Origin of the sequence: Bradyrhizobium sp. 521_C7_N1_3, assembly GCF_052075975.1 — a bacterium.
Classification (GTDB): Bacteria; Pseudomonadota; Alphaproteobacteria; order Rhizobiales; family Xanthobacteraceae; genus Bradyrhizobium; species Bradyrhizobium japonicum.
The window spans coordinates 8,861,792-8,880,819 of record NZ_CP197232.1; the positions used below are offsets into that span (position 1 = coordinate 8,861,792).

14 protein-coding genes are annotated in these 19,028 nt (G+C 65.1%); 4 read left to right on the forward strand and 10 right to left on the reverse strand.

The genetic code is table 11. The features are described 5' to 3' along the window. Window positions 1-106 precede the first annotated feature (106 nt). A complete protein-coding gene (locus tag AB7008_RS41930; protein ID WP_304491358.1) occupies window positions 107-760 on the forward strand; it encodes a tetratricopeptide repeat protein in 654 nt (217 codons plus the stop codon). An 86-nt stretch (window positions 761-846) separates the two neighbouring features. Here AB7008_RS41930 and AB7008_RS41935 read toward each other — a convergent pair whose 3' ends face one another. The 10 genes from AB7008_RS41935 to AB7008_RS41980 form a co-directional block, all read right to left on the reverse strand. After that, the gene (locus AB7008_RS41935; protein WP_304491359.1) at window positions 847-1,806 is read right to left on the reverse strand and encodes a hypothetical protein; all 960 of its coding nucleotides are present in this window, start codon (window positions 1,804-1,806) and stop codon (window positions 847-849) included. A gap of 94 nt (window positions 1,807-1,900) precedes the next feature. Beyond that, on the reverse strand, window positions 1,901-2,185 hold the full coding sequence (locus AB7008_RS41940; protein WP_014492439.1) for a cupin domain-containing protein: 285 nt from the start codon (window positions 2,183-2,185) through the stop codon (window positions 1,901-1,903). 13 nt (window positions 2,186-2,198) lie between these two features. Continuing rightward, window positions 2,199-3,296 (reverse strand): calcium:proton antiporter, encoded by a 1,098-nt coding sequence (locus AB7008_RS41945; RefSeq protein WP_304491360.1) that lies wholly within the window; start codon window positions 3,294-3,296, stop codon window positions 2,199-2,201. Between the two features lie 60 nt (window positions 3,297-3,356). Then, window positions 3,357-4,157 carry an alpha/beta hydrolase gene (locus AB7008_RS41950; protein WP_441260746.1) on the reverse strand — a complete coding sequence of 267 codons (801 nt, stop codon included), beginning with the start codon at window positions 4,155-4,157 and terminating at the stop codon, window positions 3,357-3,359. A gap of 212 nt (window positions 4,158-4,369) precedes the next feature. Next, window positions 4,370-5,767 carry an NAD(P)(+) transhydrogenase (Re/Si-specific) subunit beta gene (locus AB7008_RS41955; RefSeq protein ID WP_028161049.1) on the reverse strand — a complete coding sequence of 466 codons (1,398 nt, stop codon included), beginning with the start codon at window positions 5,765-5,767 and terminating at the stop codon, window positions 4,370-4,372. A gap of 39 nt (window positions 5,768-5,806) precedes the next feature. Beyond that, on the reverse strand, window positions 5,807-6,124 hold the full coding sequence (locus tag AB7008_RS41960) for a proton-translocating transhydrogenase family protein (protein ID WP_014492434.1): 318 nt from the start codon (window positions 6,122-6,124) through the stop codon (window positions 5,807-5,809). Window positions 6,125-6,135: 11 nt separating this feature from the next. Beyond that, window positions 6,136-7,263, reverse strand: coding sequence for a Re/Si-specific NAD(P)(+) transhydrogenase subunit alpha (locus tag AB7008_RS41965; RefSeq protein ID WP_304491362.1), 1,128 nt, complete (start codon window positions 7,261-7,263; stop codon window positions 6,136-6,138). A gap of 138 nt (window positions 7,264-7,401) precedes the next feature. Then, complete coding sequence (locus tag AB7008_RS41970; protein ID WP_008136857.1) at window positions 7,402-7,554, reverse strand: aa3-type cytochrome c oxidase subunit IV; 153 nt, start codon at window positions 7,552-7,554, stop codon at window positions 7,402-7,404. Between the two features lie 140 nt (window positions 7,555-7,694). Continuing rightward, window positions 7,695-10,682 (reverse strand): cell division protein, encoded by a 2,988-nt coding sequence (locus AB7008_RS41975; RefSeq protein WP_304491363.1) that lies wholly within the window; start codon window positions 10,680-10,682, stop codon window positions 7,695-7,697. Window positions 10,683-10,905: 223 nt separating this feature from the next. Then, on the reverse strand, window positions 10,906-12,813 hold the full coding sequence (locus tag AB7008_RS41980) for a M3 family oligoendopeptidase (protein ID WP_441260747.1): 1,908 nt from the start codon (window positions 12,811-12,813) through the stop codon (window positions 10,906-10,908). Between the two features lie 127 nt (window positions 12,814-12,940). On the opposite strand from AB7008_RS41980, the gene AB7008_RS41985 reads away from it, so the two are divergent. The 3 genes from AB7008_RS41985 to AB7008_RS41995 all read left to right on the forward strand — a co-directional run bounded on the left by AB7008_RS41985 (window position 12,941) and on the right by AB7008_RS41995 (window position 18,952). Further along, complete coding sequence (locus tag AB7008_RS41985) at window positions 12,941-14,437, forward strand: sigma-54-dependent transcriptional regulator (protein ID WP_441260748.1); 1,497 nt, start codon at window positions 12,941-12,943, stop codon at window positions 14,435-14,437. A gap of 365 nt (window positions 14,438-14,802) precedes the next feature. Further along, the gene (locus AB7008_RS41990) at window positions 14,803-17,046 is read left to right on the forward strand and encodes a L,D-transpeptidase family protein (RefSeq protein WP_304491366.1); all 2,244 of its coding nucleotides are present in this window, start codon (window positions 14,803-14,805) and stop codon (window positions 17,044-17,046) included. A 283-nt stretch (window positions 17,047-17,329) separates the two neighbouring features. After that, window positions 17,330-18,952 (forward strand): DUF882 domain-containing protein, encoded by a 1,623-nt coding sequence (locus AB7008_RS41995; protein ID WP_304491367.1) that lies wholly within the window; start codon window positions 17,330-17,332, stop codon window positions 18,950-18,952. Window positions 18,953-19,028 lie beyond the last annotated feature (76 nt).

Here is a 19,028-nt window from a genome sequence, read left to right on the forward strand (position 1 = left end):
CAGTTTTCGATAACGCGGGCCCCTGGCCCGCGTTATTGTTTTGTGAGCGGTGCCTTCTCTGGGACGGGGGCACTACCGATGCGGCACCAGCGCGAGCGAACCGTAGATGGCCTCCCCTTTCCCCGAACGCCGCCTGGCGCGGCTACGCCAGATCTGGCGACAGCCGTTCGCGCTCGGCTTGATGGGGATCGTGCTGTGCGGCTGCTCCTTCGACCTGGGCTCCATGATGCCCGAGAAGGAGAAGCCGCAGGAGGCGCCCAAGGCGGCTGCGACGGCCGCCGACAGCGCGGTCAGCGCCGGCAATGTCAGCGAGGCCCAGTCTCACACCGCAAAGGGCCAGACCCTGGCAAAGGCGGGGGAGACAGCTGGCGCGCTGGACGAGTTCAACCGGGCCGTCGCGCTCGATCCCTACAACGCGCAGGCACTTTATGGTCGCGCCCTGATCTATCAGGGCAACAACGAGCATAATTTCGCCATCGCCGATTTCAGCGCCGCCAACGGGCTCAATCCGCAAAAAGTCGAGCCGTTGCTCGGCCGCGCCATCAGCTACATCGCCATCGGCAAGGTCAAGGAAGCGGCGGCCGATCTCGATGAGGCCTCCGAGGCCGACCCGCACAACGCGCAGGTGTGGACCGCGCGCGGACAGGCCTATGAGCGGCTGGGTGACAAGGCCAAGGCGGCCACATCCTACAACAAGGCGGTCGCCCTACGTCCACGCGACGATACTGCCCGTAGCGGCCTCGCCCGCGTCGGCGGCTGACAGCGCGGCTAGAAATTCTCGTTTTGACGGGTTTTCTTCACGCGGGCCGGTCTCCACTCCGCTCGAAAACGCTCTCAGCCACCGCCTTAATCGGGGGTGGCGCTCTTCGGCAGGACGGAGTGGAACATCGACTTCATGCCCGACAGCATCTCGTCGGCGACATTGGTCTTCTTCGGCCGCGGCATGGTCGCGCCGACATCGGCACGCAGGTCGAGTGGCGGCGCGATTACCGGCACCGGAATGTCGGCTGGCGGCGTCATCCGGTTCGGATCGTCGTTACCGATCGAGGCGGTGTAGGGCGGATTGACCAGCGACGCGCCGCCATTGCCATAGGCTTCTGACGAAGGCGTCGACACCGTGATCGGCGGCGGCAGCGGACGGAGCGCGGACGACTCCGCAGGAATGACACGCGGGGCTTCCGGGGTGCGGGAGGCTTCCCGAACTGCAGGCTCCGGCGATCTCTCGGCCGACTTGGTTTCGGCCGGCCGGATTTCGGAAGGCTTAGTTTCCGAAGACTTGGTTTCGGAAGATCTGGCCTCGGCGGCCTTGCCCTCGGGCGACTTGCGCAGGCGCTCGATGGCGGCGCGCGCGAGGTCGTTGGCGTCGGGGGTCGCGGCCGGGGACGCCGGTGCCGAATTGGCCTCGACCACCGGGGTGGTGGTGGGAGCCGCGACAGCCGGAGCGGACTTGGCGGCCGCCTTCTCACGCGCCGGGTTGCGGCCGCGCGGGCCGGTCTCGGCGGGAGCAACGTCCGCGGCCTTGGTCTCGGCCGGGTGTTCGCCGGATTTGTCGGCGGGCTTCTCGGCCGCCGCCTTGTCGGTCACGCTCTTCTCGGAGACGCCTTTGGCCTTGACGCCAGGAGCCGGGAGGTTGGCCACATCGGAGGGCTTGCCGCTCTTGCCGGCATCGGCAGGCGCTACCACAGCCGCAGGGGCATCGGCCGCCGGCTTGGCGTTGATGTAGTGGTTAACGATGTACGCCCCGATGATCGTCGCGAGCACCGAGGGGAAAATATCCATCGAGATTTTAGCGAGGTATTTCAGCATTTCTCGGCCACTCCCCGCGCGATCAGATGCGGGAACTTTGGGGCATTGTAAGGGATCAACTGCGACGGATCGATGGCAAAGGGTAACGGCCGCCTTACGGCTTCAGCTCGATCTCAAGGAACACGATCTCGGTTGAGGTTTCGTTAAGTACGTCGTGTTGGACCCCGGCCTTGCGAAAGTAGGATTTCCCGGCCGCGAGCTGCGCCTTGGAACGCTCGCCGCCGGGCGCCACGATGGTCATCTCGCCGGCGACGACGGGAACAATCACATAGTCCATGCCGTGGGTGTGATGCCCCGTCGCGCTGCCCGGGGCGAGCCGCCACTCGGTCACCCGGACCTGCTCGTTGTCGACCTGAACCTCGGATTTGGCGGCAAGCATCGGGAATTTCCTTCTACGGCACGAAGACCATGAACACGTAGACGGCAAATACCACCATATGGACCAGCCCGAACAGGACATTGGTCCTGCCGGTGCCGAAAGTCAGCATGCTCAACAAGAATGTCAGGAACAGCAGGGCCGTGTTCTGGGGATTGAGGCCCAGCACGAGCGGCTGATCGAGCACGTAGGTGGCGAGCCCGACCGCCGGAATGGTCAGGCCGATGGTCGCGAGCGAGGACCCGAGCGCTAGGTTGATGCTCTTCTGGAGGTCGTTCTTGCGCGCCGCAGCAATGGCCGAGACGCCCTCCGGCATCAGGATCAGGAGGGCGACGAGGAGGCCCGCGAACGCCGGCGGGGCGCCGATCTGAACCGCAACCGCGTCCACCACCAGCGAGAACTTCTTGGCGAGAAGGACAACCGCCAGCAGCGAGATCAGCAGCAGCACGATGCTGAGCACCAGCATCCTGCCCGACAAATGCGCCTCTCCGCCCTCGCCGTCCGCCCTCTCGTGGACGAAGTAGTCCTTGTGCAGGACGGTCTGGGTGTAGAGGAACACGCCGTAGAGCACGATCGTTGCGAGATCGACGAAGCCAAGCTGGAGCGTCGAATAGACCGGGCCCGGCGTCGTCAGCGTGTAGTTGGGCATGATCAGGGTGATGGTTGCCATCGCAATCAGCACGCTGAGATAGACGTTGGCGCCCGAGACCTGAAAGCCCTGCTCGCGATAGCGCATGCCGCCTATGAAGACGCAGAGGCCGACGAGGCCGTTGCAGACGATCATCACGACCGCGAACACGGTATCGCGGGCGAGCTCCGGGGCCGGCTTGTCGCCCAGCATGATCGTGGTGATCAGCGCGACCTCGATGATGGTCACCGCCAGCGTCAGCAGCAGCGTGCCGTAGGGCTCGCCGATGCGCTCGGCAATCACCTCGGAATGATGAACGGCCGCGAACACGGTGCCGAACAGGATCACCAGCAGCACGATCGCGAACAGGGCTCCGCCCGCCGTCAGCGTAAAGCTGTAGCCGGTCGCGGTCACGATCAGGAACAGCAGCACCGCCAGAGCGGGGAAGATCCAGGACGACCGCGGCATCGGTCCGTGTGCGCTCATGCGGGCGATTCCTTCAAATGGGAGACCGATTATGCGCGAGAAGATCGCATCCGTCAGCCCTCAGGACCTATTGATGAAGTTTCGTGCGATCTCGATGGCGCCAAAGCTGCCGAGATCGTCGTGCCCGCCGCCGGGAATGCGGACGAACTGCTTCGGCTCGCGAGCCAGCGCAAACAATTTCTCGCCGAATGCGATCGGGATGGTCTGGTCCTGCGCGCCATGCATGATCAGGAGCGACACCGTGACGCGTGCGATGCGCTCATCCGAGTGGAAGGGGTCGCGGATCAGGAGGCGAACCGGAGCGAACCAGAAATGCGCGGCGGCGACGTCGGCGATCGACGTATAGGGCGCCTCGAGGATCAGCTTCCCGACCGGATGTTCGGAGGCGACGGCGATCGCAACGCCGGTCCCGAGCGAGAAGCCCCAGGCGACGAGCCTCCGGGCGTCATAGCGCGCCGTCGCGAAGGCGTACGCCGCCGCGCCATCGCGCAGCAGGCCATCTTCGCCCGGCGCGCCGCTGGAGCCCGCGTAGCCGCGATAGGACAGCGCGACGAGACCGGTGCCGTCAGCCGTGATGGCCTTGAAGTGGCCGGCAAGGCCGGCCAGAGAATCGCCGTTGCCGTGGAAGAACAGCACGACGGCACGGCCAAGCTTTGGCGGCACGTGCCAGACGATGACCTTCTCGCCGTCGGACGTCGTCAGGACATGCTCTTCGGCGTCTGGAAGCCCCGCGGCAGCGGGCGCCGTGCGCTCGGCCGTCGGTATCGGAAACAGCATGGCGCGCTGCTTGGCAAACAGCAGGACGAGACCGGCGAGGTAGCCGGCCGCAAGGATGGTGGCGGTCCATTTCAGGAATGTCATCGCGGCCCGCCATTCCGGAGTTCAGGGCTTGCGGCGGCTCTTGAGCAGTTTGAGGACGTCCGTCCGGAGGCTCAAGGGAACCTCGCGGCAGCCGCACGCCGCCGCATGGTCGGCGTGCCATGCGACACGCTGCTCGCGCGTCGCTTTCGGTGGCATGCGATGGGACCGGTGCCACTCCTTGTTCAGGGCCACGGTCCGCTCGCCTTCCCGCCCTACATCGCCTTGACGATGTTCTCGGTGACCTTCTTGGCGTCGCCGAGCAGCATCATGGTGTTGTCGCGATAGAACAGCGGATTGTCGATACCGGCATAGCCCGAGGCGAGCGAGCGCTTGATGAACATCACGGTGCCGGCCTTCCAGACCTGGAGGACGGGCATGCCGTAGATCGGCGAGGTCTTGTCCTCTTCGGCCGCCGGGTTGGTGACGTCGTTGGCGCCGATCACGAAGGCGATGTCGGCCTGCGCGAATTCGGAGTTGATGTCCTCGAGCTCGAACACCTCGTCGTAGGGGACGTTGGCCTCGGCGAGCAGCACGTTCATGTGGCCGGGCATGCGGCCCGCGACCGGATGAATGGCGTACTTCACCTCGACGCCTTCCTTCTTCAGGATGTCGCCCATTTCGCGCAGAGCGTGCTGGGCCTGCGCCACCGCCATGCCGTAGCCGGGCACGATGATGACCTTCTGCGCGTTCTTCATGATGAAGGCGGCGTCGTCGGCCGAACCGAGCTTGGCAGGCTTCTGCTCGCCGCCGCCAGCGCCGGCCGCGGCGGTCTCGCCGCCGAAGCCGCCGAGGATGACCGAGATGAAGGACCGGTTCATCGCGTGGCACATGATGTAGGACAGGATCGCACCGGACGAGCCGACCAGCGCGCCGGTGATGATCAGCGCGGAATTGCCCAGCGTGAAGCCGATGCCGGCCGCGGCCCAGCCGGAATAGGAGTTCAGCATCGAGATCACGACCGGCATGTCGGCGCCGCCGATCGGGATGATCATGAGCACGCCGAGCGCCAGCGCGATGATGACGATCAGCCAGAAATCGAGCGCGCTGCCCGACATCACCAACCCGACGATGAAGACGACGAGCAGGACCGCGAGGACGATGTTGATGACGTGGCGGAACGGCAGGATGACCGGCGCGCCGCTCATCCGCGCGGACAGCTTCAGGAACGCGATCACCGAGCCGGTGAAGGTCAGCGCGCCGATGGCGACGCCGAGCGACATCTCGACCAGGCTCTGCGGATGGATGTTGCCGGGGGTGCCGATGTCGAAGGCTTCCGGTGCATAGAACGCACCGGCGGCGACCAGCACCGCGGCCATGCCGACCAGCGAGTGGAAGGCGGCGACCAGTTCCGGCATCGAGGTCATCGGCACGCGGCGGGCGATCACTGCACCGATCGCGGCGCCGATCGCGATGCCGACGATGACGAGCACCCAGGCGAGACCGTCTGCCGGCGGATGGTTGGCGAGCGTGGTGGCGACCGCGATCGCCATGCCGATCATGCCGAACAGATTGCCCTGGCGCGACGAAGCCGGGCTCGACAGCCCGCGTAGCGACAGGATGAACAGCACTCCCGCCACGAGATACAAAAATGCAGAGAGGTTGGCGCTCATCTCAGGTCCCCATTGATCCCATCAGCCCGAGGTGGCCGCTTACTTCGACTTCTTCTTGTACATCGCCAGCATGCGCTGGGTGACAAGGAAGCCGCCGAAGATGTTGATGCAGGCGAAGATCAGCGCGACGAAGCCGAAGGCGCGTGCCCAGCCCGAGCCGCTCGAGACATTGGCGACGCCGCCCGCGAGCAGCGCGCCGACCACGATCACCGACGAGATCGCGTTGGTCACGCTCATCAGCGGCGTGTGCAGCGCCGGCGTCACCGACCACACCACGAAATAGCCGACGAAGACGGCGAGGACGAAGATCGACAGCCGGAAGATGAAGGGGTCGACGACCTGTGCTGCATGCTCCATGGCGGCTCTCCTTAAACCTTCGGCTGGAAGTTCGGGTGGATCACGGCGCCGTCCTTGGTCAGGGCGGTGGCCTTGACGAGCTCGTCGTCCCAGTTCACGGCGAGCTTCTTCTCTTTCTTGTCGACCATGGTCTCGATGAAGGAGAACAGATTGCGTGCGTAGAGGCTGGAGGCCGAGGCCGCGACGCGGCCGGCGACGTTGGTGTAGCCGACGATCTTGATGCCATCGAGGTCGACGACCTCGCCGGGCTTGGCGCCCTCGACATTGCCGCCACGCTCGACCGCGAGATCGACCAGCACCGAGCCCGGCTTCATCGACTTGACCACTTCAGCACTGACGAGCTTCGGCGCAGGCCGGCCCGGAATCAGCGCGGTCGTGATCACGATATCCTGCTTCTTGATGTGCTCGGCGGTGAGCGCGGCCTGCTTGGCCTGGTACTCCTTGGACATTTCCTTGGCGTAGCCGCCGGCGGTCTGCGCGTTCTTGAACTCCTCGTCCTCGACGGCGAGGAACTTCGCACCGAGCGATTCCACCTGCTCTTTCGTCGCGGGCCGCACGTCGGTCGCGGTGACGATGGCGCCGAGACGGCGCGCGGTCGCGATCGCCTGGAGGCCGGCAACGCCGACGCCCATCACGAACACCTTTGCGGCGGGCACGGTGCCGGCGGCGGTCATCATCATCGGGAAGGCGCGGCCGAAGGCCTCGGCCCCCTCGATCACGGCGCGGTAGCCGGCAAGGTTCGCCTGCGACGACAGCACGTCCATCACCTGCGCACGGGTGATGCGCGGCATCAGTTCCATCGCGAAGGCGGAGACGCCGGAATCGGCGATCGTCTTCAGCGCGGCCTCGTTGCCGTAGGGGTCCATGATGGCGATGACGAGCGCACCGCGCTTGTACTGCGCGAGTTCGGAGGCCTCGGGACGCTTCACCTTGATGATGATGTCGGCGTCCTTCAGCGCATCGGCGCTGACGGTGGCGCCCACGGCGGTGAATTCGGAATCCGGCAGGCCCGATTTGAGGCCGGCGCCCGGCTCGACGGCGATCTCGGCGCCCAACGCCTTGAACTTCTTCACCGTATCAGGCGAAGCGGCAACACGCGGCTCCGACGGATCGATTTCCTTGGCAACGGCGATCTTCATAGGCCCTCCGGCGACGCGGGACAGCGCGCGCGCAAACTTAAGCGTTACTCCCGCAGCGTTCGATACCGGTTCTGGGACCGGCTTGGATGCAAATTTTGTAGGCGGCAGCTGCTGCTGGCGTGTGCAGCTGCCGATAGGTCAGGTCAGGAAGATCGCCATCAGGATCACGATGAGCGCGACCGAGGCCGTGCCGTACTTCACCAGCTTGATGAAGCCCTCATAGGTCTGCTCGTGGGCAACGTAGTCGTTGCCGTCGGCGGTGGTGTACGCCACTTCGCTATGGTCAGCCATGTATTGTCCCCAGTCGAAAGTCGAATTCTTGGGCTGGGATACCGCAAACCTTCGGGCAGGGCAACGGCACCGATGGCCGGTTTTCGGGCAAATCAGGTGATTTGGAATTCCGATTGCCGGGAATCCGGCTGTCGCGCTGTTCAGCCCTGATCGATCATCGTGGCGGTGACGCTCGCGGTTTGCCGCCGGGGTACCGGAAGACCCAGCGCCTTGCGGACCGCGTCGATCGCCGGCTCGCCCGCTTCGGTGAATCGGGCCATATGCGGATCGACGCCGGACCCGACCGCGACCGGATTGTCACCGGACAGGAAACCGTGCGCCATGTGGAAGCCGAGCGCGCGGTAGACCTCGAACTGCTCTTCCGAGAAGAACTGGTCACCCGTGGTCTCGTGCGGGAAGCGGTCGTTTCGCCGGGCGTAGTCCCGGATATAGTCGTTCTCGTCGCCATTGAGCGACGATTTGACGTAAACGAGATAGCCCTGCTCGTCGCCTCCATAGTCGATGGTGCCGATCGCGACGTGGACGTGGTCTCGCGCAATGTCGTCGCGCTCGTCGGCCGCGCCGGGATCACCCGCCTTGTCGGCATTGCGCGCCATCAGCGCACGCGTGCGCTCGCGAATCGGCGTCCATGGCAGGTCGATGCGGGCGCCGAGATCGATGCGGGCGTAACGCTGCAACGTCATCAGGGAACCGAAATTCATCGGCGCATCGGCTTCCGAATCGACCGCGATGATCACCTTGCAGCGGCGGCGCAACAGCTCGTAGACGCCGAGATTCTCGATGTGGCCGCCGTCCGTCAGATAGACGCTGTCGCTGTTCTCGTACAGGCGCCCCGAGATCTCCGACCAGAAATAGATCGGCGTGGAGCGGCGCTGCGGCCGGACACGCTCATCGACATAACGCGGGTTCTTCAGCCAGTAGCCGAGCCGGACGTTGAGGAGCGCAAGCGTGGGCGTCAGCGCCTTGATCGAGCTCGACCCCATGTTCGAGGAGGCCGCAGCTCCGGAAATCGCCATTGCGGTGGCGAGATCGAGACTTTGCTCGTCGTCCTGCACCAGAGCGGTGGGCGCATAGCCCGTCGCCTCGCTGCCGACGTTCAGGGCGGAGAACACGAAGAAGTCCGCGTTGCGTCCGCGCCGGTTGGCAAAGTCGGAGCCTTGAATATTCAGCGCCGTATTGATGAGCTGATAGGGCGCGTGCAGCTTCGGCGCAGCCTGCTGCCCTGGAATCCGGGCCGTCGCGGCCGGAGCGGCGTAGAGATCCGTCAGCTTCATGCGATCGAGCGCCTTGAAATCGCGCCCCTGGTCGAGACTGGCTTCGGCGGGCGCGACGCGCCCGTCGGCCGAACGCGTCGGATCGAACAGGAAGGCCTTGCTCAGGCGATCGCGATAGAGCCGGTGCAACGAGTTCGCATTCGGCGTCAGGCAGAACGAGATGGCGAACAGCAGGATGCCGGCGAACGTGTAGAGGATCACCATGTGCAGACTGTAGGAGTAGGCGAGCTCCGAAGCGTTGCCCTGGAACAGACTGGGAAAACGCACCTGAACCACCTGCCCCGCTTTCTGAGCCAGGAACAGGAGCCAGGCGGGCGTGTGCCAGGTCGGCGTCAGCTGCTCGGCATCCGCCACGACCTGCGGTGCGGCTTTCGGCGTGATTTCCGCCGACAAGGTCCCCTTGCTGGCATCGAACTGAATCCTGCCTGCGAGGCTGCCGGACGGCGCGTTCGATTTGGCATTGACTAGGCACTCTCGCTGGGAGGTTGCGCCCATAACGGAAGGGCACCTCTCGAACAGATCGTTGGCGATGCCCCAATAGGACAGATAGAGGTATGCGACCCAGATGACGAGCGGAAGCGCAAGGCCCGCGATCCATAGCGCGACCTTGGCGACGACCGCGAGCACAAGCGAGCCCCATTGCGAGGATGCGCTGTTGCCCTTCAGCAATTCCACGAATTGCTGCCTGAACGCGGTGACGAAGACACCGATTGGTGCAGCCACCGCCGCGAGCGACTTGATCCAGGTGATCGCGACTGCAGCGGCTGGTCCGCCGATTGCGCTGCTCTCGGCGACATCGAACATCTGCTCCAGCATGAAGGGTTGAAACTCGAAGAAGGCGATCACCGCCAGCAGCACCAGGAAGGTCGCGCCCATGCTCGGCCAATGCGATCGGAACTCCTGTCGCTTGCCGGGGCTCGCGAGCGACTGCTTGAGCGCCCATCCGAAAAACAGGACGCCCCCGATGATTGCGATCGACAGGCTCAACGCAAAATGCTGGACCTTGAGAAACCGCGCGAAGTCGCACGCGACGCCCAGCAACAGCGCGATCCCGCCAATATAGGCGAAGACGACGCTGGGACCGCTGCCGCGGACGGAGCGGGAGGCGAAATAGGCGAGCCCGCTGCAAGCGAACATCACCAGCGCGACGACCAGGCCGAATGTACTGAACCCGTAGCGATCGATGTCGCTGAAATCATGCAGCTCGCACAACGACCTGTTGTTGAGACTGATGCCGAAGATGTTCGCATCCGTCAGGCAGCTCCGCAGCGGCGTCGACCAGATGGTGACGGCGGCAAGCAGCAGCACGATGGGCAACGTCAACCCGATATTGGCGACCAGTCCCCGCACGACGATCGCAACTCCGGTCAGAAGATCGCGGGCCCCGGCAGGGATCAGATAGTTGGAATAGTTGCGCAGGTGTCCGACCGACGGCGTATCGCTGATTTCGGCGGACGTGACGGTTCCGCCGGCGGGTCTTTCGCCGAACACAAAGCGCCGTGCCGTCGTCATGGTGGCGCTGAGCGAGGTGCCGATATAGCCACCGCCCGACACAGTGGAGAGATAGTCGATCCGGCCGATCAGATTGTGGTGGTTCAGTGCCTGGAGCACGCCGAGGCAAACGGCCGACGAACGAATGCCACCGCCGGACAACGCGAGCCCGACGACGTCGAGCAACTGGCAAGGTTGCAGGCCGTCGGCATCGAGGCGCCGTTCCGGCTCGCGTCGGGTGTTGATCGCCTCGATCTCATCGCAGACGATCTGATGGTGCTTCTCGCACCAGGGCGTTTCCTGATCGACGGCGGCAGCATTTCTCGCCATCGGAGCCGGCGTGGCGGGCCCTTGATGGAGCATGGGTGCCTCCCCAGGGAGAAACCGATCAATCCACAATCAATAGTAGAAAATCATTTCCGAGTATCTGTTGAGTTAGTCTTGCGGGCCGCGCGAACGTTCAATCCCACGTAGCAAATTGCCGGCCTCCGCCGCGAAGATCGCCCGCGCCCATAGATGGAACTGGGGGCCGCAAAAACTTGCGACACCCGCATTCCGTGCGCTGGGAAGGAACTCGCGCTTCGCCTCAGCCCATCGCCTCGAGTTCGTCGATCATCCCGGCAATGACCGAGAGACCGCCGTCCCAGAATTTGGGATCCTTGGCATCGAGCCCGAACGGCCGCAGCAGCTCGGAATAATGCTTGGTGCCGCCGGCGGCGAGCATGTCGAGATAGCGCTCGGCAAAGCCCTCGGCCGCATTCTCGTAGACGGCGTAGAGCGAGTTCACGAGACAATCGCCGAAGGCATAGGCGTAGACGTAGAACGGCGAGTGGATGAAGTGCGGGATGTACATCCAGTAGTTCTCGTAGCCCGCCTTGATCTCGATGGCCGGCCCGAGGCTCTCGCCCTGCACCGACAGCCAGATCTCGCCAAGCCGCGTCGCGGTGAGCTCGCCGTTCTTGCGCTCGGTATGGACCGCGCGCTCGAACGAATAGAACGCGATCTGCCGCACCACGGTGTTGATCATGTCCTCGACCTTGCCGGCGAGCAGCGCCTGGCGCTGCCTGGCGCTCTTGGTCTGCGCCAGCAGCCGCCGGAAGGTCAGCATCTCGCCGAACACGCTCGCGGTCTCGGCCAGCGTCAGCGGCGTCGGCGCCATCAGCGCGCCGTTCTTCGCAGCCAGCACCTGGTGCACGCCATGGCCGAGCTCATGCGCGAGCGTCATCACGTCGCGCGGCTTGCCCTGGTAGTTCATCAGCACGTAAGGATGCGCCGACGGCGTGGTCGGATGTGAGAACGCGCCCGGCGCCTTGCCCGGACGCACCGGCGCGTCGATCCAGCGATCGGTGAAGAAGCGCTCGGCGATCTCGGCCATTTTTGGCGAGAAGCCGCGATAGGCCGTCAGCACCATGTTGCGCGCATCGGGCCAGCCGATCAGGTCGGTCGCGGCGAACGGCAGCGGCGCGTTGCGGTCCCAGTAAGCCAGCCGCTTCTTGCCGAACCACTTCGCCTTCAACGCATAATAGCGATGCGACAGCTTTGGATAGGCCGCGCGCACCGAGGCAACCAGCGCATCCACCACCTCGCGCTCGACGCGGTTGTTCAGGTGACGGGAATCCGCGACATCCTGAAAGCCGCGCCAGCGGTCGGAGATGTCCTTGTCCTTGGCGAGCGTGTTGGTGATCAGCGCAAAGGTGCGCTCATTGGCCTTGAAGGTTTTCGCCAGCGCTTCGGCCGCGGCCTTACGCTTGGCGCCGTCGCGGTCCTGCAAAAAATTGAGCGTCGGCTCGATCGCGAGCTCTTTGGCGCCGACCTTGAAGCGCAGGCCCGAGATGGTCTGATCGAACAGCCGGTTGAAGGCGGAATAGCCGGTCTGCGACTTCTCCAGGAAGAGCTGCTCGAGCTTGTCGTCGAGCTGGTACGGCTTCTCCTTGCGCAGATCCTCGATCCAGGGACGGTAATGCGCGAGCTCGGCAGCCTGCATCGCGCGGTTCAAAATATCGTCATCGACGCGGTTGAGCTCGAGCGCGAAGAACAGGAGATGCGTGGACGCCGCCGTCAGCCGCTCCGAGACATCGCCGTAAAACTTTGAAATCTTGGGATCAACGCTGTCGCCGGCATGGACGAGACCGGCATAGGAGCCGAGACGGCCGGCGAGATCGTCGATCGCCTCATAGCGTCGCACCGCCTCGGCGAGCCATTTTCCGCCATCTTCGTTTGCTGTCCCTGTGGCGAGCTTGCCCTTGTAGTCGGTCTCGAACGCGACGCAATCGGCGTCCATCCTTTCGAGATCGCGCGCCACTTCCGGCGCATCGATCCCGGAATAGAGGTCGGCGAGGTTCCACTCCGGAAGCCTGCCGGTCTTGCTCGCAGGCTTTGCGGGCGAAGATTTGGAGGACTTTGCCTTGGCGGCGGATTTCCTGGTGCTTGGCTTGCGGAGAGCGGGCTTGCTGGAGGCAGACTTCTTTAGAGCAGATTTGGAGCGCGAATTCATTTTGTGGGAAACCTGTGTTCAACAAGCGCGACGGCGGGCGGGGGCATCAAGGTTTAAGAGTGCGTTAATCGGCTTCGGCCAGAGTGACCCGATTCGAGACAGATAGTAGTAGCGTGCGGGGAACACCATGGCTGCCTGTATTTTGATCGCCGACGACGACGCTGTAGCCCGCCGGCTGGTCGAGAACATGGTGCAGAAATGCGGCTATGAGACGGTCGTCGTGGACTCCGGCGACGCCGCGATCGCCGCCCTCACCGCCCCCGATGCACCGGCGATCGATGCCGTCATCCTCGATCTCGTGATGCCCGGCCTCGACGGCATGGGCGTGCTGGCGAAAATCCGCGAGGCCGGCCTCGGCGTCCCCATCATCGTGCAGACCGCCCATGGCGGCATCGACAACGTGATCTCGGCGATGCGCGCAGGCGCGGCCGATTTCGTCGTCAAGCCGGTTGGCTTGGAGCGGCTCCAGGTTTCTCTGCGCAACGCACTCAATGCCTCCGCGCTCAAGGGCGAGTTGCAGCGTATCCGTCACAGCCGCGAGGGCCGGCTGACTTTCTCCGACATCATCACCCGCGCCGAGGCGATGGCGGCCGTGATGCGCGCCGCGCAGAAGGCGGCAGGCTCGTCGATCCCCGTGCTGATCGAGGGCGAGTCCGGCGTCGGCAAGGAGATGTTCGCACGCGCCATCCATGGCAGTGGCGAGCGCAAGGCCAAGCCGTTCGTCGCGGTCAATTGCGGCGCGATCCCCGACAATTTGGTCGAGTCGATCCTGTTCGGCCACGAGAAAGGCGCCTTCACCGGCGCCACCGAACGGCACACCGGCAAGTTCGTCGAGGCTCATGGCGGCACGCTGTTCCTGGACGAGGTCAGCGAGCTGCCGCTCACCGCGCAGGTCAAGCTGCTGCGCGCGCTTCAGGAAGGCGCGGTCGAGTCGGTCGGCGGGCGCAAGCCGTTGAAGGTCGACGTCCGGATCATCTCCGCGACCAACCGCAGGCTGCTGGAGCGGGTGAAGCAGGGCCATTTCCGCGAAGATCTGTTCTATCGCCTCCACGTGCTGCCGCTGACAATCCCCTCGCTGCGGGCGCGACGTGAGGACATCCCGCATCTGCTCCGGCATTTCCTGGCGCGCTTTGCTGCCGAGGAGAACCGCCTCATCACCGGCATCAGCGGCGAGGCCGTGGCGCACCTCGCCCAGCTCGACTGGCCCGGGAACATCCGCCAGCTCGAAAACGCGGTCTACCGCGCGGTGGTGATGAGCGAGGGCGACCAGCTTGACCTTGCCGACTTCCCCCTGCTCACCCCGCAACCGCATCTGGCGACGGACATCCCGACCGCGCCGCTGATGCTCGAGCCGATGGCGGCACCCTCGGTGGTGTCGGGTGGTGAAATACCGATCGCGCCGCTGCCGCTGGCGGGCACCCTTTCCATGCTGACCCCCACCGGCGACGTCCGCCCGCTGGAAGACATGGAGAACGAGATCATCCGCTTTGCGATCTCGCATTATCGGGGGCAGATGTCCGAGGTCGCCCGCCGCCTCAAAATCGGCCGGTCCACGCTCTACCGCAAGCTCGACGAAGCCGGGGTTCCCGGACATGGCGGCAAAAGCGGTGAGGAGACGCCCTGAGCCTCATGCGAACGGAGGTTCGCCTGGCGTTGCGATGAGGCCGCAAGCCCTTCGCATTACGGCAAAATCCGGTTGCGACGCGAACCGTGACTTGGAAGTGACAGACACGCGGAAAAGCGTCTGCCAAAGCCGCACAATCCGTTGCAAACGGGCATTCTTGAAGTCAGTTTGTCGTGAGTTGTCCCGGGTAGCGCTGGCCGCCAAAACGGGGCCTGTATATCGTCTGCGTAGGATTCGTTCGTCCGCGTATGAATCGTTGCGTGCAGGCGTGCAACTTTCGAGCGGCCGGCGCAGTTTAGCCGAAGCTCATTAGGCGATAATGAAGCTGTTCCACGAGGGACAGTTCACCCGAGGGGTGCGACACAATGCGTGACTGTTTGAACCACCGTGCGGGCTTTGACCGCGTCTTGATGACGGTTGCGGCGACCTTCCTCACGGTATCGGCCAGCTCGGCCCTGGCGCAGGATCAGGCGCGCAGCAGCGCCGCCGAACTCGCGATCGAAGCCGCGATCCCGCGCCCCGAACCCGCCAACGTCCCGCCCCCGACCGCATCCGACATCAAGCTCGACACCACCGCGACGGTTCAGGACTCCGCAAAGGAGCCGACCAGGGAACCGGTGAAGGCCGAAGCCGCACCGGCCCCCGACAAGGTCGAGACCAAGCCTTCCGACCTCGCCACCACGCCTGCAGCTGAGGCGCCGAAGAGCGAAACCGCCAAGTCCGAGCCCGCCAAGACCGAGCCCGCAAAGTCCGAGGCCGCGAAGACCGAGTCTGCCAAATCCGAACCAGCAAAGGCCGACACCGCGACGGCAACGCCGGCCGCGCCTGCGGCCCCCGCTGCGGCTCCGGCCGCCGAGCCCGTGAAGGCCGCGAGCAACGTTCCCGCCGCCGACCAGCCGGTCGCCGACAAGCTCAAGGACATCATCGGCGCCAAGACCTCGCGCCATTTCGACCGCAAGAACGAGCGCGCCGCGATCGAGAAGTTTTACGGTGCACGCGACTTCGCGCCGGTCTGGACCCAGGCCGGCAGCCTGACCGCTGCGGCCAAGGGCGTGATCGCGCGGCTGAAGGATGCGGCCTCCGATGGCCTCAATCCCGCCGACTACCCGGTACCGGATTTCGCCGCCGCCACGACGCCCGATGCGCTCGCCGATGCCGAGCTGAAGCTCACCGCCAGCATGTTCGACTATGCGCGTCAGGCCCAGAGCGGCCGCATGCACTGGTCGCAGGTCAGCGGCGACATCCTCTATCCCGAGCATCCGGTCGATCCGAGCGAGGTGCTCGCCAAGGTCACGACCGCAACCGACGCCTCCGCAGCGCTCGACAGCTACAACCCGCCGCAGAAGCTCTACAAGGAGCTGAAGGCCAAGCTCGCCGAGCTGCGCGGCCTGGGCAGCGGCCCGGTGATCGAGATCGCCGACGGCCCGGCGCTGAAATACACCCCGGCTGGCAAGAAGCAGGCTGAAATCGTCGTCGAAGATCCGCGCGTGCCGCAGCTCCGCGCCAAGCTCGGCCTCGCCGAGAACGCCGGCGACACCCGCTATGACGCCACCGTCGCCGAAGCCGTGCGCAAATTCCAGAGCGGCGCCGAGATGAAGGTAACCGGCATCCTCGACGACAAGACCGTCAAGGCGATCAACACCCCGAAGCGCGACAAGCAGATCGACACGGTGCTGGTGAACATGGAGCGCTGGCGCTGGCTGCCGCGCGACCTCGGCGTCCCCTCGCTGGGCGATGCCTATGTCATCCTCAACATTCCCGACTACACGCTGAAGGTGATGCAGCGCGGCCAGCAGGTCTGGACCACCCGCGTCGTCACCGGCAAGCCGGGCACGCATGCGACGCCGCTGCTCACCGAGACGATGAAGTACATCACGGTCAATCCGACCTGGAACGTGCCGCCGTCGATCGTCTACAACGAATACCTGCCGGCGCTTCAGCAGGACCCGACCGTGCTCCAGCGCATGGGCCTCAGGCTCGAGCAGAACCGCGACGGCTCGGTGCACATCTCGCAGCCGCCCGGTGAAGCCAACGCGCTCGGCCGCATCCGCTTCAACTTCCCGAACAAGTTCCTGGTCTATCAGCACGATACGCCGGACAAGAACCTGTTCGCCAAGGAAGATCGCGCCTTCAGCCATGGCTGCATGCGCGTGCAGAATCCGGATCAGTACGCCTCGATTCTGCTCAACATTGCCATGCCGAACGAGAAGTACACGCCGGAGCGCGTGCGCAGCATGTACGGCAAGAGCGAGATCGACCTGAAATTCCCGACGCCGATCCCGGTCAACATCACCTACCAGACCGCGTTCGTGGACGATGCCGGCAAGCTGCAAATCCGCAAGGACGTCTATGGCCGTGACGCGACCATGATCAACATCCTGAAGAACGGTCGCGGCAAGGACCTCGAGAACGTCGTCGCACACTCCCAGCCGAGCTATTCGCGCCCGGCGACGACGCTGCCCTCGGGCGTGGCGATCGCCAACAATGGCGGCGGCTTCGGCTCGTCGGGTCCGAACTTCTTCGAGCGGCTGTTCGGGGCCCCGGCCCTGGCCCCACCGCCGGCTCCGGTCGGCCGCCGGCCGCAGCAGCAGCGGGTGTTTACCCGCTGAGGGCCTTCCCGACCGGTCTTTGTCGAAAATTCTCTAGTAAGATCAGCGACCTCATCCCCCCTGGATGGGGTCGCTTAACGTTAACCATTCTCCACCCGAACTCCGGCAGCGGGCGTTTTTTTGCCACACTAAGCCGCTTAGGTTCGTTGACTTGGTTTGGGGGCGGGAAGGTCAACCTCGAATTAACCTTCTCGCTTTAAGAAAGCGTTCATCCTCTTTCGCGCGCTAACGGGGTTGCCGGGAGAGTCCATTTTGAACGCTCGTCGACTGGGTGGGCTCATTCGTGCTGACTGGTCTCGCACGCAAATTCGCAGTGCTGTCGTTGTCCCATGCGGGAGTGAAGGCCGGATCCCGGATCGGCCTCGCTTCCGCACTGCTGCTTGCTGCCGCGGGCTCGGTCCATGACGCCGCCGCGCTGAACGAGACCAAGACGCTCTCGTTCCACCACACCCATTCCGGCGAAGACCTCACCGTCACCTTCAAGCGCGATGGCCGCTTCGACGAGGCCGCGCTGAAGCAGCTGAACCACTTCCTGCGCGACTGGCGCACCCAGGACGAGACGGTCATGGATCGTCGCCTGTTCGACATCCTCTGGGAAGTCTATCGCGACGTCGACGGCAAGCAGCCGATCCAGATCATCTCCTCCTACCGCTCCCCCGCCACCAACGCCATGCTCCGCCGCCGCTCCTCCGGCGTGGCGCGCTTCAGCCAGCACATGCTGGGGCATGCGATGGACTTCTACATTCCGGGCGTGCCGCTGGAGCAGATCCGCTTCGCCGGCCTGCGCCTGCAGCGCGGCGGCGTCGGCTTCTATCCGACCTCCGGCTCGCCCTTCGTCCATCTGGACACCGGCAGCATCCGGCACTGGCCGCGCATGACGCATGACCAGCTCGCCCGCGTCTTCCCGGATGGCCGCACGGTTCACCTCCCGACCGACGGTACGCCGCTGAAGGGCTATGAGCTGGCCAAGGCCGACATCGAGCGCCGCGGCACCGGCGACGATTCCGGCAGCAAGCCGAATTTCTTTGCCGCCCTGTTCAGGAGCAAGCCGGCTCCGGCCGCCACGAGCGGCGACGAGGATGACGAGGGCGCGCCCGCCCCGGCCGCGAAGCCTGTTGCGCCGACCGTGGTTGCCGCCGCGGCCAAGCCGGCCGATCCGGTACCGACGCCGCGCGCCAAGCCGCAGATCGCCGCTGCGATCCAGCTCGCTTCGGCCGATGCGCAGCTCGTTGTACCGCCCAAGCCGAAGCCCGCGCCTGTGGCTGACAAGCCGACAGCCGGCAAATCTGTTGAGGGCAAGCCCGAGACCCCGGCCGACATCATCAATGCCCGCGGCTTCTGGGATACCCCTGCGACCCCGCAGCAGGCGACGCCAGCGCAAGTGGCTGCGCTGAAGGCCCGCCAGGCGCTCGCCGCCGCCACCGAGCCGCAAGCAACCGCGAGCGTCTCCAACGCGGCCTATCAGGCGCTGGCCTACGCGCCGGCGTCCGCCTCCCCGGTCGACCGCGCCAACGTCGTCGCCGCCTCCGCGCCGGTCCCGCGCACAGGCCGCCCCGTTGCCGCGACGCGCGGCCTTGCGCCCGCGACCGAGATCAACACGGTGGTCGGCAAGAGCATCGACGGCAGGATCGCAACCGCAACCCGCCTCTCCGCTGCCAGAGGCGAAAGCATCTGGCTCAAGATCGTGATGTTGTCGCCGAGCGCCAGCCGCGCGATGTCGGTGACGCTGATGGGCGAGCTGGATACCGTTGCCCTGCGCGGCTATTTCGTCAAACCGCAGGCCGTGATCGCGATGGGCTTTGCCGACGATCCGATGCAGGGCCTGTCCTGCGACAGCTTTACGGGCAGCGCGACCGCGAAGCTCGAGACGACGTCGTTCGTCATGCGCACCGCGGCGCTGCGCTGAGATCTTTCCCCTCACGCCGTTCGGTAGTCCCGCAAGCCGGGATGAAGCGCAGCGCAATCCTGGAGCACGACAGCGC